This is a genomic window from Pristimantibacillus sp. PTI5, from assembly GCF_048572955.1.
Lineage (GTDB): Bacteria > Bacillota > Bacilli > Paenibacillales > Paenibacillaceae > Pristimantibacillus.
Window position 1 is genome coordinate 4515320 of the sequence record NZ_CP183886.1, and the last position, 25697, is coordinate 4541016.

At 50.4% G+C, this 25697-nt stretch carries 26 protein-coding genes; 19 read left to right on the top strand and 7 right to left on the bottom strand.

The genetic code is table 11. From position 1 onward, the window contains the following. The first annotated feature begins 245 nt into the window (after positions 1–245). From ACN6MW_RS20150 to ACN6MW_RS20175, 6 genes are all read left to right on the top strand, one after another. Positions 246–542: a LiaF transmembrane domain-containing protein gene (locus tag ACN6MW_RS20150; protein ID WP_364144370.1), complete on the top strand. Its 297-nt coding sequence runs from the start codon at positions 246–248 to the stop codon at positions 540–542. Between the two features lie 74 nt (positions 543–616). Further along, positions 617–1303, top strand: a complete 687-nt coding sequence (locus tag ACN6MW_RS20155; RefSeq protein WP_364144367.1) for a PspA/IM30 family protein — start codon at positions 617–619, stop codon at positions 1301–1303. Between the two features lie 5 nt (positions 1304–1308). Then, positions 1309–1758, top strand: coding sequence for a PspC domain-containing protein (locus ACN6MW_RS20160; RefSeq protein WP_419876399.1), 450 nt, complete (start codon positions 1309–1311; stop codon positions 1756–1758). Position 1759: 1 nt separating this feature from the next. Further along, positions 1760–2467 carry a PspA/IM30 family protein gene (locus ACN6MW_RS20165; RefSeq protein ID WP_364144364.1) on the top strand — a complete coding sequence of 236 codons (708 nt, stop codon included), beginning with the start codon at positions 1760–1762 and terminating at the stop codon, positions 2465–2467. 151 nt (positions 2468–2618) lie between these two features. After that, complete coding sequence (locus ACN6MW_RS20170; RefSeq protein ID WP_419871779.1) at positions 2619–3605, top strand: sensor histidine kinase; 987 nt, start codon at positions 2619–2621, stop codon at positions 3603–3605. Between the two features lie 71 nt (positions 3606–3676). After that, a complete protein-coding gene (locus tag ACN6MW_RS20175; RefSeq protein WP_419871780.1) occupies positions 3677–4336 on the top strand; it encodes a response regulator in 660 nt (219 codons plus the stop codon). 8 nt (positions 4337–4344) lie between these two features. Here the strand turns inward: ACN6MW_RS20175 and mobB are convergent, their stop codons facing one another. Beyond that, positions 4345–4845, bottom strand: a complete 501-nt coding sequence (gene mobB, locus ACN6MW_RS20180) for a molybdopterin-guanine dinucleotide biosynthesis protein B (RefSeq protein ID WP_419871781.1) — start codon at positions 4843–4845, stop codon at positions 4345–4347. 123 nt (positions 4846–4968) lie between these two features. Between mobB and glp the strand changes: the two genes are divergently transcribed. Continuing rightward, complete coding sequence (gene glp, locus ACN6MW_RS20185) at positions 4969–6360, top strand: gephyrin-like molybdotransferase Glp (protein WP_419876400.1); 1392 nt, start codon at positions 4969–4971, stop codon at positions 6358–6360. 206 nt (positions 6361–6566) lie between these two features. On the opposite strand, the gene ACN6MW_RS20190 is transcribed toward glp, so the two are convergent. Both ACN6MW_RS20190 and ACN6MW_RS20195 read right to left on the bottom strand, forming a co-directional pair. Further along, the gene (locus ACN6MW_RS20190; RefSeq protein ID WP_419871782.1) at positions 6567–7256 is read right to left on the bottom strand and encodes a hypothetical protein; all 690 of its coding nucleotides are present in this window, start codon (positions 7254–7256) and stop codon (positions 6567–6569) included. A gap of 142 nt (positions 7257–7398) precedes the next feature. Further along, positions 7399–7767 (bottom strand): hypothetical protein, encoded by a 369-nt coding sequence (locus ACN6MW_RS20195; protein WP_419871783.1) that lies wholly within the window; start codon positions 7765–7767, stop codon positions 7399–7401. 105 nt (positions 7768–7872) lie between these two features. Here ACN6MW_RS20195 and ACN6MW_RS20200 point away from each other — a divergent pair, with 105 nt between their 5' ends. The 8 genes from ACN6MW_RS20200 (at position 7873) to ACN6MW_RS20235 (ending at position 17708) form a co-directional block, all read left to right on the top strand. Beyond that, on the top strand, positions 7873–8706 hold the full coding sequence (locus tag ACN6MW_RS20200) for a YwmB family TATA-box binding protein (protein WP_419871784.1): 834 nt from the start codon (positions 7873–7875) through the stop codon (positions 8704–8706). A 140-nt stretch (positions 8707–8846) separates the two neighbouring features. After that, positions 8847–10403, top strand: a complete 1557-nt coding sequence (zwf, locus tag ACN6MW_RS20205; RefSeq protein WP_364144345.1) for a glucose-6-phosphate dehydrogenase — start codon at positions 8847–8849, stop codon at positions 10401–10403. Between the two features lie 38 nt (positions 10404–10441). Further along, a complete protein-coding gene (locus ACN6MW_RS20210; RefSeq protein WP_308999241.1) occupies positions 10442–12028 on the top strand; it encodes a peptide chain release factor 3 in 1587 nt (528 codons plus the stop codon). A gap of 170 nt (positions 12029–12198) precedes the next feature. Then, positions 12199–13266, top strand: coding sequence for an undecaprenyldiphospho-muramoylpentapeptide beta-N-acetylglucosaminyltransferase (locus ACN6MW_RS20215; protein ID WP_419871785.1), 1068 nt, complete (start codon positions 12199–12201; stop codon positions 13264–13266). A gap of 267 nt (positions 13267–13533) precedes the next feature. Further along, entirely contained in the window at positions 13534–14508 is a 975-nt protein-coding gene (locus tag ACN6MW_RS20220) for a LacI family DNA-binding transcriptional regulator (protein WP_419871786.1), read from the top strand. A gap of 112 nt (positions 14509–14620) precedes the next feature. Continuing rightward, the gene (locus ACN6MW_RS20225; protein WP_419871787.1) at positions 14621–15784 is read left to right on the top strand and encodes a Gfo/Idh/MocA family protein; all 1164 of its coding nucleotides are present in this window, start codon (positions 14621–14623) and stop codon (positions 15782–15784) included. 46 nt (positions 15785–15830) lie between these two features. Beyond that, positions 15831–16553, top strand: a complete 723-nt coding sequence (locus ACN6MW_RS20230) for a ThuA domain-containing protein (RefSeq protein WP_419871788.1) — start codon at positions 15831–15833, stop codon at positions 16551–16553. Positions 16554–16607: 54 nt separating this feature from the next. Next, positions 16608–17708 carry a Gfo/Idh/MocA family protein gene (locus tag ACN6MW_RS20235; protein ID WP_419871789.1) on the top strand — a complete coding sequence of 367 codons (1101 nt, stop codon included), beginning with the start codon at positions 16608–16610 and terminating at the stop codon, positions 17706–17708. Between the two features lie 81 nt (positions 17709–17789). Here the strand turns inward: ACN6MW_RS20235 and ACN6MW_RS20240 are convergent, their stop codons facing one another. The 3 genes from ACN6MW_RS20240 to ACN6MW_RS20250 all read right to left on the bottom strand — a co-directional run bounded on the left by ACN6MW_RS20240 (position 17790) and on the right by ACN6MW_RS20250 (position 20758). Then, a complete protein-coding gene (locus ACN6MW_RS20240) occupies positions 17790–18659 on the bottom strand; it encodes a glycine betaine ABC transporter substrate-binding protein (RefSeq protein ID WP_419871790.1) in 870 nt (289 codons plus the stop codon). A 67-nt stretch (positions 18660–18726) separates the two neighbouring features. Further along, a complete protein-coding gene (locus ACN6MW_RS20245; RefSeq protein WP_419871791.1) occupies positions 18727–19563 on the bottom strand; it encodes an ABC transporter permease in 837 nt (278 codons plus the stop codon). Then, positions 19550–20758, bottom strand: a complete 1209-nt coding sequence (locus ACN6MW_RS20250; protein ID WP_419871792.1) for a quaternary amine ABC transporter ATP-binding protein — start codon at positions 20756–20758, stop codon at positions 19550–19552. Before ACN6MW_RS20250 ends, ACN6MW_RS20245 begins: the two co-directional genes overlap by 14 nt. Positions 20759–20999: 241 nt before the next feature. Between ACN6MW_RS20250 and ACN6MW_RS20255 the strand changes: the two genes are divergently transcribed. Both ACN6MW_RS20255 and ACN6MW_RS20260 read left to right on the top strand, forming a co-directional pair. After that, complete coding sequence (locus ACN6MW_RS20255; RefSeq protein WP_419871793.1) at positions 21000–21557, top strand: GbsR/MarR family transcriptional regulator; 558 nt, start codon at positions 21000–21002, stop codon at positions 21555–21557. A gap of 184 nt (positions 21558–21741) precedes the next feature. Continuing rightward, positions 21742–22947, top strand: coding sequence for an alpha-D-ribose 1-methylphosphonate 5-triphosphate diphosphatase (locus ACN6MW_RS20260; RefSeq protein WP_419871794.1), 1206 nt, complete (start codon positions 21742–21744; stop codon positions 22945–22947). On the opposite strand, the gene sspI is transcribed toward ACN6MW_RS20260, so the two are convergent. After that, the gene (gene sspI / locus ACN6MW_RS20265) at positions 22941–23174 is read right to left on the bottom strand and encodes a small acid-soluble spore protein SspI (protein WP_419871795.1); all 234 of its coding nucleotides are present in this window, start codon (positions 23172–23174) and stop codon (positions 22941–22943) included. The two genes, ACN6MW_RS20260 and sspI, sit on opposite strands and share 7 nt — an antisense overlap. Positions 23175–23309: 135 nt before the next feature. Here sspI and ACN6MW_RS20270 point away from each other — a divergent pair, with 135 nt between their 5' ends. Together ACN6MW_RS20270 and ACN6MW_RS20275 are read left to right on the top strand one after the other, a co-directional pair. Continuing rightward, positions 23310–23975 (top strand): potassium channel family protein, encoded by a 666-nt coding sequence (locus ACN6MW_RS20270; protein ID WP_419871796.1) that lies wholly within the window; start codon positions 23310–23312, stop codon positions 23973–23975. Between the two features lie 8 nt (positions 23976–23983). Beyond that, a complete protein-coding gene (locus ACN6MW_RS20275) occupies positions 23984–24808 on the top strand; it encodes a TrmH family RNA methyltransferase (RefSeq protein WP_419871797.1) in 825 nt (274 codons plus the stop codon). Positions 24809–25697 lie beyond the last annotated feature (889 nt).

Consider the following 25697-nt stretch of genomic DNA (forward strand, 5'->3'; position numbering starts at 1 on the left):
CCGGCATTTTTGGAAAGGGCCGATATAACAAAAGAGCGTCAGCCAAAGCTGTAAAAAAGGGGATAAGACGGATTTTGCACCGCAAGGCGGGCTGCTGACTCGACCTAAGTCCAGTGTCAAAACCGCCGAAGGTCCGTTTTATAAAAGGGAAAATTGATCTAAACTAAGTACATAAGCAAGAGCAACGCAATCAAGGCACAAAACAAAAATAATGAATTTAATTGTTGAAAGGAGTGAAAGCGGAGATGAATGGAAAAAGCGCATTGGGCGTACTGCTTGTCATCATCGGAAGTATCGCGGTACTTAATTTTGTAGGTGTTCATTTCGGTGCTATATTCGGATTCTTGCTGCCGTTCATATTAATCGGACTTGGCGTTGTCGGTTGGATGAACAACAAGAAATGGATTGGCGGCATACTTATCGTAATCGGCGGTATGATGGTTCTAGGCAAGCTTGGCGGCGTCATTTTGCTGCTGCTGGCAATCGGATTGATCGCAGCAGGCGTGAGCCTTTTCAAGAAAGACAAACGCAGAGCCTACTAAAAGCTGCGAATGAAAATACAGACTTGAAAAGTATAAATGGGTTTTGCACCGCAAAACGTTAAGGAGGACATGGAATGAGTATTATGAAACGAGTACGCGACATTACGGTCGCCACTTTAAATGAACGGCTCGAGAAGTCAGAGGATCCGGTTCGGATGATCGATCAATTCCTCTGGTCTACGAGAGAAGATATTATCCAAGCGGAGAAGCTGTACCAGCAATATGCGGGACACAGCAATCATCTGAAAGCTCAGTGGCTGCAAGCCGAAGAGCAGAAGGAACGCCGTGAAAATCAAGCGTTGACGGCTCTGAAAGCAGGCGAGGAGCAGCTGGCAAGAATCGCATTGCATGAGAAGGCAAGCTGTGAGGAGCGATCGATCCAATATCGTGAGCTGTTCGAGCAAAGCCGCTTAAATACGCAGGATCTTGAAGAACAGCTTCGCGAGATGCGGAGCGAATACCAATCCGTGTACGACAAGCGCGAATATTACGCGGCTCGCATGGAATCGCTGAGACTGCAGCAGCGGATGAACAGCCGTTACGCAAACGGCTTCGGTGAGCAGGGCATTCAGTCAGGCGCGGTGTTCAGAAGGCTTGAGGATCGGATCAGCGGCATGGAGCATGAAGCGAAAAGCTTGCGCGACATCCGCAGAATGGGGCAAGAATTCGTAACGGAAGCGGGTAACACCGTACAATCCGTTATAGAACGAGAGCTTGAGCAGCTGAAACGCAAGCTCGAGAAAGAAGGATGGTCGTCTTGAAAAAAATGTACCGGTCTACACGCGACAAGAAGATAATCGGTCTTTGCGGCGGATTAGCTGAAATGTTAAACGTTGATGCGACATTGCTGCGGATTCTACTTATTATTGTAACAGTCATTACCGGCGGCGGCGTTATCCTGGTTTATTTATTGGCAGGCTTGGTTGTACCTAAAGAACCGCCGATCTATTCTAATTTTGGACCAAACGGCTTCGGTAACGGTTACGGCGTAGGCTATAACCCAGGATACGGCCATCAACCCAATACGCCGTTTGGCGGTCCATACAAAAACCCGCCGCAGGCGCCAGGCTCGTGGAATACGCAAGGACCAGCGCCTCAGCAACCGACATCATCGCAGTTTGACAGCATGATGGATGATTTGGAGAAGAAAGCACTGCGCCGCGAAATAGAAGAATTGAAAGCCAAAATTGCTAAATACGAGAAGGGAGATTTTTAATATGGGAATTTTCAAACGCATGAAAGATATGACGAAGGCATCGGTAAATGAGGCATTGGACAAAATTGAAGATCCGATTATTATGTTGAACCAATACCTGCGCGACATGGAGTCCGAAATTCATCAAGCAGAGGTTACGGTAGCGAAGCAAATGGCAAATGAACGCCGGATGAAGCAGCGCCTGGAAGAAACGGTGCGCAGCGCGGCTGACCGCGAATCGAAAGCAGAAGCGGCTCTTAGAGCAGGCCAAGAGGAGCTTGCCCGCAAGCTGCTGGAAGAAAAGCTGTATTTTGACCAAAAGGTAACGGAATATGTGGAGCTGCATGCGCAATCGAAATCGCAAGCAGAGGAACTGATGCAGCAATTGCACACGATGAAGGAAGAGTTCTACCAACTGCGCAACAAGCGCAATGAGCTGGCTTCCCGTGCGCAAGTAGCAAAAGCGCAAAAACAAATGGCGCAGCTTACATCTAACCATACGATCGACAGCGGCTCTGCATCACGCGGCTTCTACCGTATGGAAGAGAAAATCATGCAGCTGGAAGCCGAAGCGGACGTACTTCGTACACCTTATTCTTACAGCGGCGCGACAAGCAGCTTTAATGCGGCTGACGCCGAGAAGCAAATCAAGGTTGATGAGCAGCTGCAGGCGCTCAAAAACAAGCTGAATCCTACAGCTTCTTTAACGAAAGCACCGACTGAAGAGTAGAACTATAACGCGCCAGAAAGAAGCGGACCGGATCACGGTCTGCTCTTTCATTTGTCTGGCTTAACTCATAGGAAAAGGGCATTTAGGATGAATTTATATTACATAAGAATACGATTAAGGTTAAAATAGTACATAGAAGGAAGTGAGCCGTATGGAGCAAGGCAATAACAGGGACCAGCCGAATCATGCGGCCCGCAGACGCAATGCGACGGAAACGGTTTTGTGGCTGCTGATTATCATCAGCTTGGTTGTTATCGTGCTGCAGGGGATCGGTTACGTCGAGCTCGTCACGCTGCAGGGGAAATGGGCGGTCATCGGTTTGACGATTGTCGGGGCGGGGCTTGCAGCGGCTGCTTTGAACGGCTATTTGCAAAATTCCAAGCTGAAGGAATCGCTGAAACGGCTGACCGAACAGCAAATGAAGCGTCGATTTACGGTTACGCTCAGTAATGGCGAGAAGACGGAGAACGAAATTTCGGAGCAGGAGCAGGTTGATCCCAATTGGACGGAGAAAGTTAAGTTTACGGCTGTCATCGAGGAGCGCCAACGTCTTGCACGCGAGCTTCATGATGCCGTTAGCCAGCAGCTATTCGCCATTTCCATGACGGCGACGGCCGTCAGCCGCACGATTGACCGGGACTGGGAGCGGGCGAAGCGCCAGGTGCAGCTTATTGAAGAAATGGCTGCCGTTGCGCAATCGGAGATGCGCGCGCTGCTGCTTCATCTTCGGCCCGTTCATTTGGACGGAAAAAATCTTGGGCAGGCGCTTACGGTGCTGGTGGATGAGCTGAAGCAGAAGGTACCGATGACGATCACGCTCGAGGTAGATGAAACGATCATTCTCTCGCCAAATGCCGAAGACCATCTGTTCCGTATCGCGCAAGAGGCCTTATCTAATACGCTCAGGCATTCCAAAGCGGACAGCATGGCTATTCAATTGATCCGATTAGGCAATCAAGTGCATATGAGCCTGCAGGACAGCGGCGTGGGCTTTGATCTGGAGGCGAAGAAGCAGACCTCGTACGGACTGCTCACCATGCAGGAGCGGGTGCTTGAGCTCGGAGGCTCCCTGCAAATGATATCGAAGCCCGGCGAAGGAACGGTCATTCAAATTTGGATTCCGGCCGACGGTCAATGAGATCATTAGCTTAACGAAACGGATAGTAAAGTTTAACTTTTTTATTAGGGGCGGTGTAAGGTGTGGAGGCAATGGAGCAATTGGGTCAACCGATAAAGGTTCTGCTCGTCGATGACCATGAAATGGTACGGATCGGACTGGCGGCAGTGCTGGACACGGAGGACGGTATCGAGGTTGTGGGGGAAGCGAGCAACGGGTTGGACGGCATTCGATTAGCACAGGCGTACAGGCCGGATGTGGTTTTAATGGATTTAGTGATGGATGGCATGGATGGCGTAGAGACGACCGCAAAGCTGCTGGAGCTTTACCCTGATTGCAAAGTCATCGTACTTACGAGTTATTTGGATGACAGCAAGCTTTATCCTGTCATAGAAGCAGGAGCGTTCAGCTATTTGCTGAAAACGTCACGGGCGACGGAAATTGCGGACGCGATACGAGCGGCTGCGCGCGGACAGTCCGTATTGGAATCCCAGGTGGCCGCGAAAATGATGAACCGCTTCCGGCAGCCGAAGCAGCAGGAGCAAGCTCCGCTGCATGACGAGCTGACGGATCGCGAGATGGATGTGCTGAAGCGGGTAGCACAGGGCAGATCCAATCAGGAAATCGCCGACGAGCTGTTCATTGGCGTAAAAACCGTCAAATTCCATATTACGAATATTTTTAACAAACTTGATGTGGATGACCGCACGCAGGCGGCTATCTATGCCCTTAAACAAGGGATTGCGGATTAACAATTCTGTTAGGTTGGAAGCGATAACGACTGCACTTTTTGGTACAACTGTTCGATATGATTGACTTCAATTGCGGTTACGGTTAAACCGGCTGATTCAGCAAGGCAGGACTCGGGCCAGACGGCAGCTGCGAGCGGGTTTTGCAGCGTCTGCAGCAGCTCCAAATCCGGCTCTGAGCGAATCATAATGATTTTGGGATACGCGGCGTCTTTGAAGCCTTCGATGAGAATAACGTCCACCTCGGACATTTGCGCAATCAACTGATCCAGCGGAACGGGATGGCGCATCAAAACCGCTGTGCGTTCGGAGGAAGTGATCGCCGTCATATCTGCCCCGGCTTCTTGATGCTTCCAAGTATCGGTTCCGGGCGTATCGATTTGAAAATCATGCGCATCGCGCTTAATCGTCCCGACTTTATAACCTGCTTGTTTATAACGTTCTGTCAGCCGGCAAACCAATGTGGTTTTGCCGGTATTTTTGTATCCGACGATTTGAACGATGAGTGGCATGGCGATCTCCTTCATGGGGGCGTAATGACCGTAATTGCCAATAGTTTAACATACATTGTAAAATGAATGCTGAATAAGCTGCAGGTGTTGTTCAGCAAACGGCTATAGGAGCGGGTGATGGCAATGAAAACAGATGGCAGCAACGGGGCACGCGGGAATGAAAAGGAGAGCCGGTTCAACCGGCGCGCGGTGAAGGTAGAAGAGGCGCAGCGCCGCACGCTGGCTGCGGCCGATGGGCTGAGCCTCGGCAGCGAGCTTGTGCCGCTGCGGGCCGCTGGCGGCCGGAGGCTGGCGCAAACGGTCGTTGCGACCAGCGACTGGCCGCCCTTCGCGCGCTCGGGTCTCGACGGCTACGCCGTGCGCGCGGCGGATATCGCGGAAGCGTCGCCGGAGCACCCGGCGACGCTGCGCGTCATTGGCGCGGTCGCGGCGGGCGGGCTCGCCCTCGCGGCCGTAGAGAAGGGCACTGCCGTGCGCATCATGACCGGCGCGGCCGTGCCTGAGGGGGCTGACGCGGTCGTGATGCTTGAGCAGACCGCGGAAGCCATGCTGGAGTGCGGCTCGCCGGCGGTGCTGATCAAGCATGCCGCCGCCGCAGGCCAGCATATTGCGCCCCGGGGCGAGGAGTTTCGCCTCGGGGGCGCTTTGGCTGTGCCCGGCACGCTTGTGCGGCCGGGCCATGTGGCGCTGCTCGGCACCTTCGGCTATGCCGAGGTGGCCGTGCGGAAGCGACCGCGCATAGCGGTGTTTGCAACCGGCAGCGAATTGCTGCCGGTTGGGGCGGCGCTGGCGCCGGGCCGGATCCGCGACAGCAACAGCTGGATGGTCGCGGCAATGATCGAGCAGAGCGGCGCGGATCCGATTATGCTGGGCTCGCTGCCGGACGAGCCAGAAGCGGTTGAAGCTGCGCTTGAGAGAGCATGGATGGATGCCGACCTGATTGTGACAACCGGGGGCGTGTCTGTGGGAGATTATGATGTCATGGCAGACCTGTTCCGATCGATCAAGAAGGGCACAGGCTTCCAGCCGAAGGAAACGTTAGGATATGCGAAGACTGATCCGACGGAAGCCGGAGGCACGTTGGCCGTTCCTCATAGGACGGGGACGGAAGTGCTTTTCGACCGCGTCGCGATGAGGCCGGGCAGCCCGACGTCCGCAGCGGTAATCGCCGGGAAGCTTCTGTTTGCTTTGTCGGGAAATCCGGGAGCATGCTTTGTGGGATTTGAATTGTTCGTCCGGCCGGCGCTGCTTCGGATTCAAGGCGTAACGGAGTCGCTGCCGCAGAGGGTAAGGGCAAAGCTGCTCACAGCAGTAGACAAGCCGTGTCCGCATGAGCGTTTCGTCCGTACACGCTTGATCAGCCAAGCAGACGGAAGCCTGCATGCAGACCCGCTTGCCTTCTCCAAATCGAGCATGATGGCCTCAATCGCGGAGGCTGAGGCACTAGCAGTCATTCCTTCCGGTCCGAGGGGTGCCGAAGCCGGAGCATTAATCGAGGTTATCCTAATTCCTTGAGATTCAATTCTTATTAATATAGGAAAAAATAAACTTTAATGGCAGGATATAGAGCCACTTAAGGCGAATATGTTACGTAGCACCTGCTTCTAGCGTGAATTGAATATTATTCAGAGTTTAAGCATGATCTATCGATAAACGGATAGAGCCCTCTGTCCTGCATATCGTTCAGGACAGAGGGCATTTTTTATATGGACTGCCAAAGGTTATATATATTGATTAATAATTAAACCGGCATAGGGTACCGGCGAATAGTTTTGTATGGAGTTAAAGTTGTCTCCATATGGAAGGGTAGACGTTAAGCTGGACTGCAGCAGCTCGGATGGCTTTTGCTGCTCGGTATAGGCTAAAGCCAGCTTCAGGTCAGTCAGTAAACCGCTGGAGCCCAGCAAAAGCCGTTTCAACCGATCGGCATTTTGCACGGCAGAATCGAATCGGCCCGAGGCAGCATCATTCATGCTCCATTGCCCGTCATCGCTCGCGCTGCGTGACAAGCCAATCTCTTTGGCGGCAGGATGCCGCATAGCCAGCTCTATGCTTGACCAAAGCTCGGGGGTCAGATCGCCGGCCCGCTGCGTATATGACGTTTCCAGTTGATTGAGGAGCGTAATTAAACTATGTAGGCTTTCTTTGATCGGCTGATCATTGTTTAATTCTTGGCTTAGCTTGTTCGCGAGCTGTTCCAAACGGTCTTGGGCATCTCTCGTCGTCTGGATCCAGGAGGCTGCGCTGCTGGCTGCTTGCCGGTAGATGCGGTTCCATTCCTGTTCCTGATCAGGAGCCTGTTGAGGCTCAGCATCTCGATAAGGATAATAAGCGTAAGGTGTAACGGCTTGCACGGGTTCATAGGCAGGGGTACGATCGATTCTACGGATGGAACGGGAATACGAGCCCATAAGCAAACTCCTTTCAAACTTCAATGATTGATGCAGCGATAGCATACTATGCCATGCCTGAAAAGGCTGGCGAAACCTGTCAAAGAGATAACTTATTTTTAGGAAAAGCGGCGCTTCTCCGCAGAGCTCGCCGCTTCGCCGTTTACAGCAATAAAAACAGAAATGCGATAAGCGCAAAATCGAGTGCGAGCGCGCCGCCCCAAGGATAGTACGGCTGCGGCCCGTAATAATATGGATCATAAGGATAAGCCTGCGTTTGGGCCTGCGGCTGGACGGATTGCTGCGGAAGCTCTTTTTTACCTTTACCGCCTTTTTTCTTTTTTGAAACAGGTGCCTGCAATTGCGTCACATTCGCTTCCAAACCGCCCGCCTCTGCGTTTAACAGAACTTTACCGCCTCCGCAGGAGCTGAGTATGCCTATATGGCGCGAACCGTCTTGCATGACGACACATACAGGATATCCGCAATAGCGGTTAACGACTTCCTCATGTAATGGAAAAATAGGTTCCATTCGCTGATGACACCTCCATTTAATCATTCCTGCAAACAGTGTATTCACCTACAGGCGAACGTGTATGGATGTTTACCCATTCCGTAAGGACAGGAGCGAAAAAACATGTACATTCCGAATAAGGCAATGCCAGCTCAGCATCGAATGTCAGCCAAGCAGCGCGCGAAACGAACGAAGGTTGGCATTATTCTTGCTTTGACCGTCATCTCGGTTTGCGCCGCATGGGCGCTTTGGCAGGCTGATCGTGCGCCGCGCGAGACCACGGTGGCAGAGCAGCAGCTACAGCATGATTTAGAAGCGCTGTGGACTTGGAGCGATGATGAGCTTAAAAACGGCTCAGAGGGGGCAGACTGGGCGATTAGATGGAATGTGACGGGCAAAGCGGGAACCATGAAGGAAGTTGTCCAGCAGCTCTTCACGGAGGCGGAAGGGACGGCAATCAGCAAGGTCGTGCAAAATGAAGGAAAAACGGTATCCGGCACGATGCCCCAATACGGCGGCAGCATATCGATTCATCTCGTACAAACGGAAGAGCAAACCGAGCAGGTTATGGTTTTGCTTGATACCGCGCTATCGCCGCTGATCCAAAAAAAAATATTGATGGATGCCGCGTCAGACATCTCCGCGAAGCTTGCCCTGATCTCACCTGCCTTTACCAGCAGCATGAAGGTTCAAGGGTATACCAAGCAAAAACAGGCCCTTCAACGTTTGACGCGAGTGGCAGAGGCTAAATCAGTAGATCGGTATGAGGATGCAGGAACGATAAGCGAGACGTTTTATACCCGTCTGCTGCGCATGTCGGTTGCTGTCGAAAACGGCAAATCTGCAAATTTGCAAGTCGCCTTGCATAAAGAGACAAATAGTGAAAATACCGCATTGACGATCGGAATACCTGTCATTACAGGTGAATACAGCGTTTTCAAAGCGGGAAATTCCTAATAAAACCTGATCTGATTAGAATAAGTAACGTATCTTATCAGTATTTTTTATGATCAGTTGAATAGCGAATTGTAACTGGATATGCTAAACTACATATCATGTGAAGCTGTATAAAAATACATAGGGAAAGAATGAGGCAAATGACATATACTAATAATCTTGAATCCGTCTCCGCCGAGGGCGCTGTTTATTACCTGTTCGGAGCAACGGGCGATTTGGCTCGGCGTAAGCTGTTTCCAGCCCTTTTCAGTTTATATAAAGAAGGCAAGCTTTCGGAAAACTTTGCCGTTGTTGGTCTAGCTAGACGTCCGCGGACGAATGAACAATTCCGTTCTGACCTGTATGAATCTATCGTTGAATTTTGTCGTTACAAAGCGGACGATGCCGAGCTTTGGAATCGTTTTGCAGAGCATTTCGTATACATGTCGCTGGATATTAACGACGTAGAGGGCTTCCGCGAGCTGAGCAAATTGTCGGAGCAGCTGGATGCGAAGTTCAACATTCCTGGCAACCGTTTATTTTATTTAGCCCTTGCGCCATCCCTATTTGGACCGGTATCGTTCAATCTTCGCGACGGCGGCTTGCTGGAGTCAAGCGGCTGGCATCGCGTCGTGATCGAGAAGCCGTTCGGCTATGATTTACCGTCGGCTCAAAAGCTGAACGAGCAAATCAACCAAGTGTTCAAGGAAGAAGAAATTTACCGGATCGATCACTATCTCGGAAAAGAAATGGTGCAAAACATTCAAGTTATCCGTTTTGCTAACGCATTTTTTGAACCATTGTGGAATAATAACCATATTGCGAACGTACAAATTACGCTGTCCGAGACGGTTGGCGTAGAGGATCGCGGTGGCTATTACGATAAATCGGGCGCTTTGCGCGATATGGGTCAAAACCATATGCTGCAAATGCTGACCATGATTGCAATGGAGCCGCCTAGCCGTTTGCACGGCGAGGATATTCGTGACGAGAAGGTTAAAGTGCTTCGTTCGCTTCGCAACTACACTTCAAGCGATGAAGTTCGCTCGAATGTCGTTCGGGCGCAGTATAGCGAAGGCAGCCATCACGGCAAGGAGCTTCCAGGCTACCGCCAAGAGGACTCGGTGGGTGAAGATTCCACAACAGAAACCTACTTTGCCGCAAAAGTGTTTGTCGATAACTTCCGCTGGGCAGGCGTGCCTTTCTATATTCGAACAGGCAAGCGTCTTCCGGTAAAAACGACGGAGGTCGTCATCGAATTCAAATCGATGCCGCAAAACGTCTTGTTCGCGCAGCGTCATGATCTGGCTCCTAACCTGCTCGTCATTCGCGTAAATCCGCTTGAGGGCATATATATTAAAGTAAATGCAAAAACGCCGGGCGAGAACAATTCCGTTCAACCGGTAGCGATGGAATTTTGTCAGAGCTGCCAAATCGGCCTGAATACGCCGGAAGCTTACGAGCGTCTCATTCATGATGCGGCACGCGGCGATTCAACTTACTTCACGCGTTGGGACGAGGTTTCCCAAGCATGGGCATTCGTTGACCGCATTGCACAAGCTTGGCGCGAAGAGAAAAGCGATTTGAAAACTTATCCAGCCGGATCTTGGGGTCCGGAAGCAGCGAATCAGCTGCTTGGAGAAGATGGCTTCCATTGGTGGCCGGTTAACGGCCAAGAGGAAGATAACGTCATTTGGGTATCGAACAGCGGTAAATAATCGCTGTGATTACCTTACGTAATGAAGGGAAGGCAAGCATGAGCCAAACGTTAAGCCAAGAAATTAAACAGGAAGTAGAAAAGCGCCGCACGTTCGCGATTATTTCTCACCCTGATGCAGGGAAAACAACCCTAACTGAGAAGCTCCTCCTATTCGGAGGAGCCATTCGGCTTGCAGGGTCGGTTAAGGCGCGCAAAGCCAGCCGTCACGCCACGTCCGACTGGATGGAAATCGAGAAGCAGCGGGGGATCTCGGTAACGTCCAGCGTTATGCAGTTCGATTATTTGGGACACCGCGTCAACATTCTCGATACGCCCGGTCACCAAGATTTCAGTGAAGACACGTATCGTACGCTAACGGCAGCCGACAGCGCCGTCATGCTTATTGACGTTGCCAAAGGTGTGGAAGCACAAACGATCAAGCTTTTCCAGGTATGTCGCAAGCGCGGCATTCCGATTTTTACGTTTATCAACAAGCTGGACCGCGAAGGCCAAAGCCCATTCGAGCTTATGGAGGAGCTGGAGCGTGTTCTCGGAATTCGCGCAGTGCCTATGAACTGGCCTATCGGTATGGGACGCGAGCTCTGCGGCGTTTATGACCGAATGAAAACGCAGGTCGAGCTGTTCCAAGGCAATGACCATTCCACGATCGAGGTTCGTCCCGTCAGCGACTATAACGATCCGGTCATCCGCGAGATGGCAGGCGATTATTTGACCGATCAGCTGATCGGCGACTTGGAGCTGCTTGATGTTGCGGGCGATCAATTTGATTTCGAGAAGGTGCAGGCCGGCGAGCTGACACCGCTCTTCTTCGGAAGCGCCGTGAACAATTTTGGCGTACAAACGTTTCTGGAGAACTTCCTGCAGCTGGCGCCTAAGCCAACACCGCGCAACAGCACGACAGGCCAGGTAGAACCGACGAATGAGAAATTCACCGGTTATGTGTTCAAGATTCAAGCGAACATGAACCCGGCGCATCGCGACCGTATCGCATTTCTTCGGATTTGCTCCGGCAAATTCGAAAGAGGCATGAGCGTTCGCCATGTGCGCAACGGCAAAGACATTAAGCTGGCACAGCCGCAGCAATTTCTGGCGCAGGACCGCGATATTGTGGATACGGCTTATCCCGGCGATATCATCGGATTGTTTGACCCGGGCATTTTCCGGATCGGCGATTCCTTATCGCAAGGCGGCGAAGTCGTGTTCGATGAGCTGCCGACGTTCTCTCCCGAAATTTTTGCGAAAGTAACAGTTAAAAACGCGCTTAAGCATAAACAGTACCAGAAGGGCATTGACCAGCTGACGGAAGAGGGCACCATCCAGGTGTTTCATTCCACGGGCAACTTCGACGAAACGATTCTCGGCGTAGTCGGTCATTTGCAGTTCGAGGTATTCGAGCACCGGATGAAAGCGGAGTACGGCGTGGATATTCAGCTGCATCGGATGCAGTTCCAATTCGCGCGCTGGATCGTCGATGACAATATCGATCCCGGTAAGTTCCGGATCAATACGACGCTCGTGAAGGACAAGAAGGGCAATTACGTCGTCTTGTTCGAGAATGAATATGCGATGCGCACGGCAATAGACAAGAATCCAACATCCAAGTTTTTGGAAACCGCGCCTTAAGGGAACGGATATAAGCAAGCAAGCAGACAGCATCCCCGGCCCACCCTCGCAGCAGCGCAGGCGGCTGGGGATGCTTTTGCTATTGCGTTCGGGCGGCATGATTTTCAGTGCTAAAAAACAGGTTTACCCGTATAATAAATGGATAAAAAACGATAGGTGGCTAGTCATTCATGAAAACAATCATGTTCACCGGAGGCGGCTCAGCCGGACACGTTACCGTAAATTTGGCCTTGATCCCGCGATTTCTGGAAGAGGGCTGGTCTGTCCAATATATCGGGTCGGAGAGCGGAATTGAAAGGCAGCTGGTGGCAACGATTCCGCAAGTCAAATATTTTCCGATTTCGACAGGGAAGCTGAGAAGATACATTGATATTCAGAACATTAAGGATCCTTTCAAGGTTGTGAAGGGGCTTTTTCAAGCATACCGTCTTATCAAGCGCAATAAACCAAATGTGATATTCTCCAAAGGTGGTTTCGTATCCGTACCCGTCGTCCTTGGGGCATGGCTGAACAAAGTGCCGCTCCTCATCCACGAATCGGATTTAACGCCCGGGCTGGCTAACCGGATTTCGATTCCGTTTTCCACCGGCGTGTGCACGACCTTTCCCGAGACGGGAGGTATGCTGAAGGCTGATAAAACCCGGCATGTCGGGGCTGTCATCCGCGAGGAAGTGAAGCAGGGCAATGCGGACCGAGGCAGAACGTTTTGCGGATTTACGAGAAACAAGCCGGTTATTCTGATCATGGGCGGCAGCCTTGGCGCGCGTAAAATCAACCAAACGGTGAGGCAGGCTTTGACGAGCCTAACGAAACAATTCCAAGTCGTTCATCTATGCGGCAAAAACCAAGTGGATCCCTCGATTGCAATGCCTGGCTATAAGCAGTTCGAATACGTAAACGAGCAGCTGCCGGATGTGCTGGCCATGACCGATCTTGTCATTTCGCGTGCAGGCTCCAATTCGATCTTCGAATTTTTGTCTTTGAAAAAGCCGATGCTGCTTATTCCGCTAACAAAGGAACAAAGCCGAGGCGATCAAATTTTGAACGCCCAGTCCTTCGAGAAATCGGGCTACGCCGATATTCTCTATGAAGAAAAACTGACTGCAGGCACGCTGGTAGAAAGCGTGGAGCGCCTGCATAATAACCGAACGGAGTATATCGATAGAATGAATATGAGCCAGGAAGCGAATGCCTTGTCGGCTGTATTTGAATGGATAAATGAAATCGCCAAGAAATAGAAACGTGCGGGACTATTAAAACGATTTGGCTTGCGGCTTCCGCGGGCCGGATCGTTTTTTTGCGTTGCCATCATTCGACACGATCAAATTGCTTCGAAAAGATGATTGACGATGAAACGTTTTCATGCCATAATGTACGCGTGTACATTAAAAGGTTTTTTTATCATTCTTCTTATCATTTTATGCAGCACATAAGCATTTTTCAGGAGGCAATCGATCATTAGCAGGAAAGAAGTCGCGAAGCTGGCAGGTGTGTCTGAGGCAACCGTGTCAAGAGTGTTAAACAACGTCGGTCCATTAAAAGAGGAAACGCGTGAGCGGGTATTGCGTGCTGCCGCTGAGTTAGGTTATGTGCCGAATGCGCTTGCGCAGCAATTCGCAAGGCGAAGAAGCGGCAATATCGGTGTTATATTGCCCTTCGTGCCTAAGGTTCACTTATTCTCCACTTATTATTTCTCCGAAATATTAAGCGGAATCGGTGAAACGGCGAAGCGCTGCGGCTACGATCTGCTGCTTATTTTCAGAGAGCCGGACGGTGCGCGGGATTACGCCAAGCTTTTTCGAACGCAGAAGATCGATGCGTGCATCGTACTCGGCTCGCAGGACGTGCCGGAAGAGAGAGTTGCTTTGGCGGAGCTCAAAGAAGGCGGCTTTCCCTTTTGTCTTGTCAATCAGCGGTATGATGAGGGAGCTTATACGACGGTTGACGCGGACCACGTATCCGGCAGCAAGGATGCCGTACGGCATTTGCTTGCCCAGGGCCGCCGCAGAGTCGCGTTCATCAATGGTCCAATGCAATATTCAAATAGTACAGACAGGCTTGAGGGCTATCGGAACGCGCTGGAGGAAGCCGGCATTCCGTATGATCAGCAGTTGGTTTACGCAGGAAATTACAGCCGCAAGAGCGGCTATGAGCTGGCTGAGCAGCTGGCGATGCAAATTAACGCGGGCAACGTAGATGCGGTATTCGCTGCGAATGACCGTATGGCAATCGGTTTGATGCAAGGGCTGCGGGAGCGGGGACTTGAGGCTTCGCAGCATTATTCGTTGGTCGGCTACGATGATTCAGACGGCTCGCGCATCATCAGTCCGCAGCTGAGTACAGTCGCTGTTCCATTTTACGAAATGGGCAAGCTGGCGGCCGCGAGACTGCTCGATCAGAAGCAGACGGAAGAAGCGGAGGAGCCTGTGCAATACTTACTGCCGGTAGGCTTAGTAATAAGGGAAACCTCGGGCAGCTAAAGAAGGGCATAGCTTAGGGAAATCCGGGTGCATCAACCTATTTATATCGCGGAACGGACATAGGCGCTTATTGACGCGGAGGCCGTTTACGCTTAAGAGAGGCGGTTTTTAAATGGATAAAGTAAAAGTTGGCATGGTTGGCTACAAGTTTATGGGTAAAGCGCACAGCAATGCTTACCGCGCGCTTCCGATGTTTTTTCCGGATGCAATTAAACCGGAAATGACGGCGATCTGCGGACGTGATCCGGAGGGATTAGAGCAAGCCAGAGCGCAGTTTGGCTGGCAGAGCTCGGAGACCGATTGGAAGGAGCTCGTTAAACGCGATGACATCGATTTGATCGATATCAACGCGCCGAGCGATGCGCACAAGGCTATTGCGCTTGCGGCGGCTGAAGCAGGCAAGCATATCTTTTGCGAGAAGCCGCTGGCTTTGACGCTTGAGGATTCCCGCGAAATGCTTGAAGCGGCAGAAAAGGCCGGCATAAAGCACATGGTCGGCTTTAACTACCGGTTCGCGCCTGCGGTCCAGCTTGCCAAAAAGCTTGTCTCCGATGGCCGTCTCGGCGAAATCTATCATTTCCGCGCTGTATTCCTGCAGGATTGGATTATTGATCCAAGCTTCCCGCTCGTTTGGCGCCTGCAGAAAGAGATCGCGGGCTCAGGCTCACACGGAGACTTGGGCGCGCATCTCATCGATATGGCGCGATTCCTTGTAGGCGAGTTTGACGAGGTGATCGGGATGAGCGAAACGTTTATTAAAGAGCGGCCGATTGCTTCCGCCATGACGGGTCTCAGCGCCAAAGGCAGCGAAGGCGGGCCAAAAGGCGAGGTAACCGTCGATGACGCAACAGTGTTCATGACGCGCTTCGCTAATGGCGCGTTGGGCAGCTTCGAGGCTACGCGCTTTGCGGCAGGCCACCGCTGTACGAACGCTTTCGAAATAAACGGCAGCAAAGGAAGCGTGAAATTTGATTTTGAGCGGATGAATGAGCTGCAGGTTTATTTTACGGACGATGCCGAGGATGTACAGGGCTTCCGCCGCGTGTTGGCGACCGATCCGTCGCATGCTTACATGGATGCATGGTGGCCTGCAGGCCACACGATCGGCTACGAGCATACGTTCACGCATGAAGTGCATGAGCTCATGCAAGCTTTTGCCGAGGATCGCCAGCCCGTGCCGAACTTTGTGGACGGCGTGAAATGCCAAGAGGTGCTTGAGGCAGTAGACCGTTCGATTGCAGAGCGCCGCTGGGTTGCCATAAGCGAGTTGTCGTAAGAAAGAAGCATGAAGATTTATAGCAAAGGGAGGCAGGGAAAGTCCAATGAAAAAAGCATTAATCGTATGGGGCGGCTGGGATGGACATCAGCCAAAAGAGGTCGCTGAAATTTTTCGCGGGGTGCTCGCAGCTGAAGATTTCGAAGTTGAGGTATCGGATACGCTTGAAGCTTTCGCAGATGCAGAGAAGCTGAAGGGGCTCGACTTGATCGTACCGGTCTGGACCATGGCCCGCATTGAACAGAAGCTGGTGGATAATGTTTCGGCAGCTGTCCAAAGCGGCGTCGGCTTGGCAGGCTGCCATGGCGGCATGTGCGATGCGTTCCGTGAAAACGTAGATTGGCAATTTATGACCGGCGGCCAATGGGTGGCTCATCCGGGTAATGACGGCGTGGAATATACGGTTAATATTAATAATTCATCAAGCCCGCTTACGGATGGCATCGAGGATTTTACCGTTAGCTCCGAGCAGTATTATTTGCATGTGGACCCTGCGGTGGAAGTGCTTGCAACGACGCGGTTCCCGCTGACTCCCGGGCCGCACTCGCTTAACAAGGCTGTCGATATGCCGGTTGCATGGACGAAGCGCTGGGGCGTAGGCCGGGTATATTACAACTCACTCGGCCATCAGGCGAACATCATAGATATCCCTACGGTGAAGGAACTTATGCGCCGCGGCTTCCTCTGGTGTGCGGAAGGCAAGGCTAAAGCGCTGGAAGCGGGAACGACGGCAGGAGCATACAGCGGCATGGCAGACAACCAGCTTTAAATAATGGTTTCATGGTTATCATAAACTAGGATATGGGACGAGGGACGGACGATAATGGAGAAAATTAAAGCAGGCATTATTGGAACAGGCAATATTAGCGGCATTTATTTTGAAAACGGGAATCGCTTCGATGCGCTTCAGGTTGTGGCTTGCGCCGATTTAGATGTGGATCGGGCAAAAGCGCGGGGCGAGGAGTTCGGCGTTCGCGGCTGCTCCGTAGAAGAGCTGCTTGCTGATCCTGAAATTCAAATGATTATCAATTTGACCATTCCGCAAGCCCATGCTTCCGTTTGTCTGCGTGCGCTTGAAGCTGGCAAGCATGTATATGTCGAGAAACCATTTGCCGTAACACGCGAGGAAGCACAGGAAGTGCTCCAGCTCGCTGAGAGAAAAGGCCTTTACGTGGGAAGCGCGCCGGATACGTTCCTAGGCGGCGGCATTCAGACGAGCATCAAGCTGATTGAAGACGGCTGGATCGGTACGCCAATCGGAGCGACCGCGTTCATGGTGGGAGGCGGCCATGAATCCTGGCATCCGGCACCTGAATTTTATTATCAAAAGGGCGGCGGCCCTATGTTTGATATGGGACCTTATTATTTAACGGCGCTCGTTGCAATGCTGGGGCCCATTACCCGGGTTACCGGATCGGCACGGATCTCCTACCCGGAGAGAACCATTACGAGCAAGCCGAAATTCGGACAGCAGGTTAAGGTAGAGGTGCCGACTCACATTGCGGGCGTTATGGATTTTGCGTCCGGTCCAATTGGTACGCTGCTTACAAGCTTTGATGTCAAAGGCGGCTCCATGCTCCCTCGCATCGAGGTTTATGGAAGCACGGGCACATTGCTCGTCCCGGATCCGAACAATTTCAACGGCCAAATCAAGCTTACCCGCGCAGGCTCAAATGAATGGTCGGACATTCCGCTCGCTTACGGCTACACGGAAAACGCCCGCGGCGTAGGCGCTGCCGATATGGCGAAGGCGATTCAGACCGGCCGCAAGCACCGCGCGAATGGCGAGCTTGCCTATCATGTGCTTGAGGCAATGCATGGCTTCCATGACGCATCCGAGCAAGGCGTGCATTATGTTATGAAAAGCACCTGCGAGCGTCCGGCGCCGCTGCCGCTGGGCTTACAGCCCTATTGCTTAGATTAATTTCTGAAAGTTTTTTGAAAACTTGATTAAACAGCAAAAAAAAAGCAGAGCGGATGCCGCTCTGCTTTTTTGCTTTTATAGTTATTTTTTTACCCAAGCGTCAACCTTGTCGGCGTTTTGCTCTACCCATGCTTTGGCAGCAGCCTCAGGCGTTTCGCCTTCTTGAATCTGAATCATCACAGCGGCCATGTCATCCGGTGTCCAATTAAACTGATCCAGGAAAGTGAAAGCCTCCGGTTGATCCTCTTTTAGGCCTTTACGGGCAATCGTGTGAATCTGCTCGTCTCCGCCATAAACGTTTTTAGGATCCTCCAAATATTTCAGATCCATCTTGGCGAACATCCAATGGGGCGTCCAGCCGGTAACCACAATCGGTTCTTTATTGGCATAGGCCTTCTCGAGCTGCTGCGTCATTGCAGCAGAGGAGCTTTCAAGCAGCGTCCATTTATCACGAAGCTTATATTCATCGAGTACTTTTTCTGTCGACATCATTAGGCCAGCTCCGGGCTCTATGCCGATTATCGTGTGATCTACGGTATTGCCTACGGCATCGGTTAGTTCATCTATACTGTTAATGTCCATATATTGAGGCACAACCAGACCGACTTTTGTACCCTCAAGGTTTGGTCCAAGATCTTCGTATTTTCCGTTATATTTCGACACGTAGGAAGCATGCGTCGTTGGCAGCCACGCAGCTACCATCGCGTCCGCGCTGCCATCGGAAATGCCGGCCCACATCGGGCCAGCATCTACCTGCATGAGCTCGACCTCGTAGTTCAGCTTTTGTTCAAGCACTTCTTTGACCACATAGGTGCTCGCGATCTCCGAATCCCAAGACACATAGGCCAGTGTCACTTTTTTCTTGCTATTCCCGCTGGAAGCGGAACAACCCGCCACCAGTGCCATGACCATAACAGCTGCAACAATTACGCTTATTCGATTAAACTTCAAAAAATCACTCCTTCAAGTTTTGCATGAAAAGTATAGGTTTAAAGAAAGGTTTTGTTCATTTAATGTTTTAGGTTGTCTTGCTCTTGCGAATGACCTGCTGGGTCAGACGGTCCAATATAATGGCTAGGATTACGATTGCGAGACCGGCTTCAAAGCCGACTCCGGTATTGCCCTGCGTAACAGCGCGGTAAACATAGGCGCCTACGCCTTGCGCACCGATCATCGAGGCAATTACGACCATCGAAAGCGACAGCATAATCGTCTGATTGATGCCTGCCATAATAGTTGGCATGGCGATCGGAAGCTGCAGCTTGAACAGCTTCTGAGACGGCGTTGAACCAAAAGCATCTGCCGCTTCAACTAATTCTTCCGGGACTTGGCGAATACCGAGATTCGTCAGTCTGATCGTTGGCGGAATCGCGAATATGATCGAAGAGATCACGCCTGGCACCACCCCGAGCGAGAAGAAGGTTACGGCAGGCAGCAAATACACGAAGGCCGGCATCGTCTGCATGAAATCAAGCACCGGCGTAATGATTTTTTGCACGCTTGTATGGCGGGCGCATAAAATACCTGCTGGAACGCCAATCAGCACGGATATGAAGGCTGCAGTCAAAACGAGAGCGAGTGTCTGCATCGTTTGGCTCCATAAGCCGAGATTTTCGATAATGAGCAGTCCGATGAGCGTAAACAAAGCCATTTTCCACTTACCGATAAACCAAGCGATAATTGTAAATATTAATATAAGAACGAGCGCGGGAAACCAGTTAAGCATGGTATCCAAGCCGTTTACGGTTTCGCCAACGACGATGCGAATAAATTGAAAGAAGGGATCCAGATGGGCTTCCAGCCAAGCCTCTACCCATTCGATCCAGTCAGCTAAAGGGATTTTAGGCAGATTCAATACGCTCACCTGCCTCTAATACAGAATTTCCGGAAAGTGCGGCTAAAACCGCGCCTTTAATGACAATGCCTTTTAGGCGGCTGTTATTGTCAATAATGGATACAGGGAATTTAGATTGACTCATTAATTCAAACAATTCGTTAAGCAAAGTATCCGGTGTTGCGGAGGGTGCTTCACGCTCCATGGCCTCTTCCAGCTTCAAGCCGTTTTTTATCGCGTTAGCCGCGTCCTCGGCAGTTATTACGCCGAGCAGCCGCATGCCTTTATCTACGACATAAAGACTTGAAACACCGCGGTCCCGCATAAATTGCAGCGCAACGCGCGGACCCTTCTCGATCGTAATCGTCTCGGGTTTAACCATGACATGCGAGGCGGTGAGCACCTTGGACAAATCAACATCCTCAACAAAACGTTCAACATATTTGTTGGCTGGCTGCATCAATATTTCCTCGGGCGAACCGATTTGCACGATACTGCCGTCCTTCATCAAGGCAATTTGATCGCCGATTCGAAGCGCCTCATTTAAGTCATGCGTGATGAAGACGATAGTCTTTTTCATTTTGGACTGAAGTTCAAGAAGCTCATCCTGCATATCCTTGCGGATAAGCGGATCAAGCGCGCTGAACGCTTCGTCCATCAGAAGAACATCGGGATCGTTGGCAAGCCCTCTCGCCAGACCGACACGCTGCTGCATGCCGCCGCTTAGCTGATCGGGGTAGCTGTTTTCCCAGCCCTTTAATCCGACCAGTTCAAGCGAATCCATCGCCATCTCTTTTCGTTTCTTTTTGTCGATGCCCTGTACCTCTAGACCGTACTCAATATTTTGAATAACGGTGCGATGCGGAAACAGCGCGAACTTCTGGAATACCATCCCTACATTTTTTCTCCTGAACTGCCGGAGCTGCTCGGGAGACATGCGCAGCACATCCGTACCGTTAAACAGCACTTGGCCGTTGGTAGGCTCGATCAATCGATTGAGCAAGCGCACGAGTGTCGACTTGCCGCTGCCGGACAAGCCCATGATGACAAATATTTGTCCTGCCTCAATGGAGAAGCTTGCCTGGTTAACCCCGACGGTAAGCTTCGTTTCTGCAAAAATTTTCTCTTTAGACCATCCTTTATCCAGCAGCGGGATCGCCTTTTTCGGATCGGCTCCGAAAATTTTGGTTAGCCTCTTGGCTTCTATAATCGCCATGTTGTGCCCCCTTGCGGAATATTTCGACTCCCATAAGTTTAGTTGGTTATCTTTGTAATGGTCAAAAGCCGTGAGACACTGTATACTTTGTACAGTTATAACTTTACGTACTTTACATACTGTATACTCTTGATAACTCCCTTTTTCATCCCAAACGCTTTCTTTACATATGGACAGCCATTTGATTACAATAAATGATGTAAGAATGATAGGGGGCACGACACTCCTCAGGAGGAACGATATGAAAGAACTTGCAGCATTAACTGAAGAGCAGCTAGCAAAGCTGCAAAATACGCGCCGCCGCGTCATCGAATCAATCGGGGAAAACATGGACTTGTACGGGATCACATTATCAATCGGTCATTTATACGGAAATATGTATTTCAATCGCGAGCCGGTTACATTAGATGAAATGAGCCAGACAATGGGCATGAGCAAGACGTCGATGAGTACGGGCATGCGAACGCTGCATGACTTGAAAATGATAAATAAAGTGTGGGGCAAAGGCTCCAGAAAAGATTTGTACGAGGTCGAGCCGAATTGGCATCAGAATTTTGCCGATTTCTTCTCTATTAAATGGAGAAAGGCTGTCGAGCAAAACATGAGCGCCTTGAACCGTTCGATGAAGGAAATTGATGCATTGAAGCAGCAATATGAAAACGATCTGGCGTTTCTGGACGTACTTGAGAACGACACCCAGAAGATTGATGAAGCATTAAAATACTATCGCTGGCTGGATCGATTGATCGATTCTTTTGAAACAGGCGATATTTATAAATTTATTCCGCAAGAGGATTAATTTTAAGGAAATCCTCAACAAAATTAGCCGTGGGAGCGTTATTTCCTGCGGCTTTTTTTCGTTTTTGGCGGTTGAGGTTCGGCTTAGCAAGATAGGTCAGATACCGGTCCGGCAGGATGATTTTCATAGGGGGATTATGGTAAGCTTATTACTATAACTATAGGGTAAGGGGACGACCAAACCAATGGATGATCGCTTGCGTTCGCATAGGAAGCCATTGCTCATTACGAATGGGAAGGTTGTATTGCCAAATCAAATCGCGGAGGGCGCCGTAGCTGCAGTAGAGGGGCGAATCGATGCTGTTTTGCTTGGCAAATCGGCAATCGGCAGCTGGCTTAAACAGCATTCTGGCGCAGCTGTTATCGATGCGGAAGGGCAATACATCATGCCTGGCCTTATCGATATCCACTGCGATGCGATCGAGAAGGAAGTGCAGCCGCGGCCGGGGACGTTATTTCCGCTGGATATGGCTTTGATGGAGTTTGAGAGAAAGCTGCCCGTTCACGGGATCACGACGATGTATCATTCCTTATCGCTAGGCGTAGGACTAAGCTTGCGCGGCGATCATTTGCTGACGGGAATGGTTGAGCATATCAACGACTATCGGAGCAAGCGATCCGTTATTCGGAACCGCATTCATTTGCGCTATGAGGTATCACATTTGGCAGGCATGCCTATCGTGAAGCGTTTTCTGAATGAGAAAGCAATTGATTATTTGTCGTTTATGGACCATTCGCCAGGGCAAGGACAATACCGGGAGCCGGGTTCTTTTGAACGTTATGTAATGAAAAACCAAGGTGTAAGCATGGATGAGGTTCGTGTTATCGTCGAGGATTTGATTCAGCGGAGAGAGCAAGTGAATGTTGAACAGCTGCAAGAATTGAGCGGACTTGCCGCTAAGCAAGGCGTTGCTATTGCGTCGCATGACGATGATTCTGCGCAAAAAGTAGAAGAGTCGATCGGCTACGGCGTTTCCGTATGTGAATTCCCGATTAACCTAGATACCGCGAGGCATGCTGCCGATCGGGGATTGCATGTTTGCGTAGGCGCTCCGAATGTCGTGCGCGGCGCGTCGCATGATAAAAACTTAAAGGCAGCCGATGCGATTGCTGCAGGCGCCGCGGACATTTTATGCTCCGATTACCATCCGTCCTCGATGCTTACCGCGGTGTTCAAGCTTGCCGAACAAGGGGTTGCTGCTCTGCCAGCCGCCGTAAGAATGGCATCCCTTCATCCTGCAAAAGCTTTAGGCGCAGGGGATGAGCTTGGTTCCATCGAGCAGGGCAAAGCAGCTGACCTCATCATCGTAGATCGTTATGAAGGCCTGCCTTGGGTAACGCATACGATCGTTGGCGGCCAAGTTGTTTATGCTTCGGCCGTGCGTTATTGAGACGGATTTGCGTTTTCGTTATGATGAAGATGCTTGTAGAGGTGTTCGACCATTTGCCCTTGCTCCGGCTCCGAGGATTGCTGCCAAATCATCTCGAACAGAACGCCAAGACCGGGCAAAGCGCGTTCGTCGGCACCAATGGAGTCTTCAATGACTTCCGATAGCTCTTTCGCTGAATTATCCTGCACACGCCTAACGATCGCCTGACGCAAATCAATAACTTCCATACAAAATAACCTCCTGGCGCATTCGATTTTACTTAATTACTATGTCCATCGCCTGCCGTTTTCATCCGAATGTGCATGCTATGGTATACTATTTAGATAACTGCAGTAATCATCCGGTTAGGAGGATTTTGTAAGATGGCTAAGAAACAATACGCGGTAATTGGAATGGGACGCTTTGGTTCAAGCATTGCGAAAGCGTTGACGGATATGGGCTTTGAGGTGCTGGCGATCGATTCGAATGAGCACCGCATCCAAGAAGTCGTGAATACGGTCACGCATGCGGTATCCGCAGATTCCACGGATGAAGATGCGCTTAAGGCGTTAGGTATTCGAAATTTTGACGTTGTCGTTGTTGCGATTGGACAAGATATTCAATCCAGTATTTTGACGACGCTTATTCTAAAAGATTTAGGCGTGAAAACACTCATTGTCAAAGCGCAGAACGAGCTCCATGGCAAGGTTGTCAGCAAAATCGGAGCAGACAAGGTTGTTTTCCCGGAAAGGGATATGGGACTTCGGGTTGCGCATCATCTCGTATCGCCAAATATTCTCGACTACATCGAGATTTCCGATGACTACAGCATCATTGAAATCAAAGCTCCCGGACCGATGATTGGACAAAGCTTGAAGCAGCTCGATATCAGGGCGAAGTATAAATGCAATGTCATGGCCATTAAAAAGGGTACCGCAATGAACATTGCCCCTTATGCGGATGACTTGATCGAAAAGGACGATATCCTAGTTATCGTTGGCAAAAACTCAGATCTAACCAATTTAGAAATCGCATATTCGGAAGGTTAAAGCTAACTATGAATGAAAATTTTGATCCATTGCTCTCATCTGTTCAAAACGACAAGGTAAAGCAGTGGGCATCGCTGCTGGACAAAAAAAATCGCGATCGGAACGGTCAGTTTCTTATTGAGGGCGTCCATCTCGTGCTGGAAGCGCTTCGGGGTAACGCCGATGTAAAAACAATCGTATACGATTCCGATCGCGGCATTCCCGCCGAGCTTAAGCTTGAGCGGGAAACAAACGATTCGGCGGCAACGCTCGGATTAGAGTGGGTACAAGCATCGCGCCCCGTGATGGCAAAATGCACAGGGACGGATACCCCGCCTCCGGTATTTGCCGTATTGTCAAAGCTCACGGTTGATCATTCGGCTATATTCCGCAAAAACGGTCTCGTGGTCGTGCTTGACGCTGTGCGCGATCCCGGTAATGCAGGCACCATCATCCGCAGTGCCGACGCTGTTGGAGCGGATGCTGTGATACTCGGCAAGGGCTGCGTTGATCTTTACAATCCGAAGACCGTAAGGTCAACTATGGGCTCGGTGTTCCATTTGCCTATTATCGAAGCCGATCTGAAGGAGCTGCTCCCGCAAGCAAAAGCAAAAGGCATGAAGCTGGTCGGCACGAGTCTGCAGGCCAAGCATACTTGCTACAGCTATGATTGGACGCAAGCGACATGGCTGCTTATGGGAAGCGAATCGGAGGGGCTCTCGCCTGCTGTCCGTGAATTCATGGATGAAACGGTCATTATCCCGATGAAGGGTCAAGCGGAATCGTTAAACGTCGCAATGGCGGCTACGGTGCTTCTTTATGAGAGCTTGAGGCAGAGAGATTTTAACAAATAAATAATTCCTGTCAATTTTCAAATTTAACTTCTCTGACTAAAATTAACTGCCCCCAAACCACCAAAGGCTGGAACCTGGTTGCCGATTTCCCCAACCATTTCTCCAGTCTTTTTCTCTGCTCTTTTAAGCCCTTCCCCGATGCTTTACTCAAGCAAGAACCCAGTCCCAACAAGGCATTTCTCGTTTTTTTACTCAAGCATTCCTCTATCTTTGCCCCGATCCCTATCCCAATTTTCCGATCTATTCCTGCCCTTCACCCTGCCTTTCTGGACACTAATTATTATTCGTTTTCGTTCACAATTGAACCAGTTTTCTTCCAGTTTTCAGCTTGTTAAACCTCACATGGGCGGACACTAATTATTATCTCGGAATTGGCGGTGAGGCGGCGTGGGGTAAGGGATTGGGACGTGTTGGAGGGAGGGGGATTTGGGGACAGTTATTTTTATGTTTCTACAAAGTAATAGGATTTATGGGATGAGTTTTTAAAGGGGGAATTGATTACGGATGTAATCTATCTATAATCATCATGTGATTAGATATCGGTTACAGCCAATAAATTTGTATTGAAGGAGAATTTCAAGCGGTGAGAAAAGGGGAAATATGGGCATTATTTAAAGAAAATAATATAATCACTAACTTTTCTTACAATAACATTTATTCTTCAAGCAGGGAGGTTAGTTTGAATAACAGAGATGATATTAGAGAATTTATTCATTTAGAAATTAAGGATAGGATGGTCTTACTCTCAGAGGTACAATTCATTTCTAATTACAGATAAGCGGCTACTTGTGTAATCCAGACTTTAATGATATCGGTCTCTCGGATAAAGCCGTCATTTGACGCTAAGTAAAAAAGGTCAACCCAAAATCTCAGGTTGACCTAATCGTAA

Excerpts from the sequence above, each read along its gene's own strand:
- ACN6MW_RS20150 (WP_364144370.1), top strand. The coding sequence starts at position 246 with ATGAATGGAAAAAGCGCATTGGGCGTACTGCTTGTCATCATCGGAAGT.
- ACN6MW_RS20215 (WP_419871785.1), top strand. The coding sequence starts at position 12,199 with ATGAAAACAATCATGTTCACCGGAGGCGGCTCAGCCGGACACGTTACC.
- ACN6MW_RS20160 (WP_419876399.1), top strand. The coding sequence starts at position 1,309 with ATGTACCGGTCTACACGCGACAAGAAGATAATCGGTCTTTGCGGCGGA.
- ACN6MW_RS20155 (WP_364144367.1), top strand. The coding sequence starts at position 617 with ATGAGTATTATGAAACGAGTACGCGACATTACGGTCGCCACTTTAAAT.
- zwf (WP_364144345.1), top strand. The coding sequence starts at position 8,847 with ATGACATATACTAATAATCTTGAATCCGTCTCCGCCGAGGGCGCTGTT.
- mobB (WP_419871781.1), bottom strand. The coding sequence starts at position 4,845 with ATGCCACTCATCGTTCAAATCGTCGGATACAAAAATACCGGCAAAACC.
- ACN6MW_RS20195 (WP_419871783.1), bottom strand. The coding sequence starts at position 7,767 with ATGGAACCTATTTTTCCATTACATGAGGAAGTCGTTAACCGCTATTGC.
- glp (WP_419876400.1), top strand. The coding sequence starts at position 4,969 with ATGAAAACAGATGGCAGCAACGGGGCACGCGGGAATGAAAAGGAGAGC.
- ACN6MW_RS20250 (WP_419871792.1), bottom strand. The coding sequence starts at position 20,758 with ATGGCGATTATAGAAGCCAAGAGGCTAACCAAAATTTTCGGAGCCGAT.
- ACN6MW_RS20165 (WP_364144364.1), top strand. The coding sequence starts at position 1,760 with ATGGGAATTTTCAAACGCATGAAAGATATGACGAAGGCATCGGTAAAT.
- ACN6MW_RS20255 (WP_419871793.1), top strand. The coding sequence starts at position 21,000 with ATGAAAGAACTTGCAGCATTAACTGAAGAGCAGCTAGCAAAGCTGCAA.
- ACN6MW_RS20190 (WP_419871782.1), bottom strand. The coding sequence starts at position 7,256 with ATGGGCTCGTATTCCCGTTCCATCCGTAGAATCGATCGTACCCCTGCC.
- sspI (WP_419871795.1), bottom strand. The coding sequence starts at position 23,174 with ATGGAAGTTATTGATTTGCGTCAGGCGATCGTTAGGCGTGTGCAGGAT.
- ACN6MW_RS20275 (WP_419871797.1), top strand. The coding sequence starts at position 23,984 with ATGAATGAAAATTTTGATCCATTGCTCTCATCTGTTCAAAACGACAAG.
- ACN6MW_RS20210 (WP_308999241.1), top strand. The coding sequence starts at position 10,442 with ATGAGCCAAACGTTAAGCCAAGAAATTAAACAGGAAGTAGAAAAGCGC.
- ACN6MW_RS20230 (WP_419871788.1), top strand. The coding sequence starts at position 15,831 with ATGAAAAAAGCATTAATCGTATGGGGCGGCTGGGATGGACATCAGCCA.
- ACN6MW_RS20175 (WP_419871780.1), top strand. The coding sequence starts at position 3,677 with ATGGAGCAATTGGGTCAACCGATAAAGGTTCTGCTCGTCGATGACCAT.
- ACN6MW_RS20270 (WP_419871796.1), top strand. The coding sequence starts at position 23,310 with ATGGCTAAGAAACAATACGCGGTAATTGGAATGGGACGCTTTGGTTCA.
- ACN6MW_RS20225 (WP_419871787.1), top strand. The coding sequence starts at position 14,621 with ATGGATAAAGTAAAAGTTGGCATGGTTGGCTACAAGTTTATGGGTAAA.
- ACN6MW_RS20235 (WP_419871789.1), top strand. The coding sequence starts at position 16,608 with ATGGAGAAAATTAAAGCAGGCATTATTGGAACAGGCAATATTAGCGGC.
- ACN6MW_RS20170 (WP_419871779.1), top strand. The coding sequence starts at position 2,619 with ATGGAGCAAGGCAATAACAGGGACCAGCCGAATCATGCGGCCCGCAGA.
- ACN6MW_RS20260 (WP_419871794.1), top strand. The coding sequence starts at position 21,742 with ATGGATGATCGCTTGCGTTCGCATAGGAAGCCATTGCTCATTACGAAT.
- ACN6MW_RS20200 (WP_419871784.1), top strand. The coding sequence starts at position 7,873 with ATGTACATTCCGAATAAGGCAATGCCAGCTCAGCATCGAATGTCAGCC.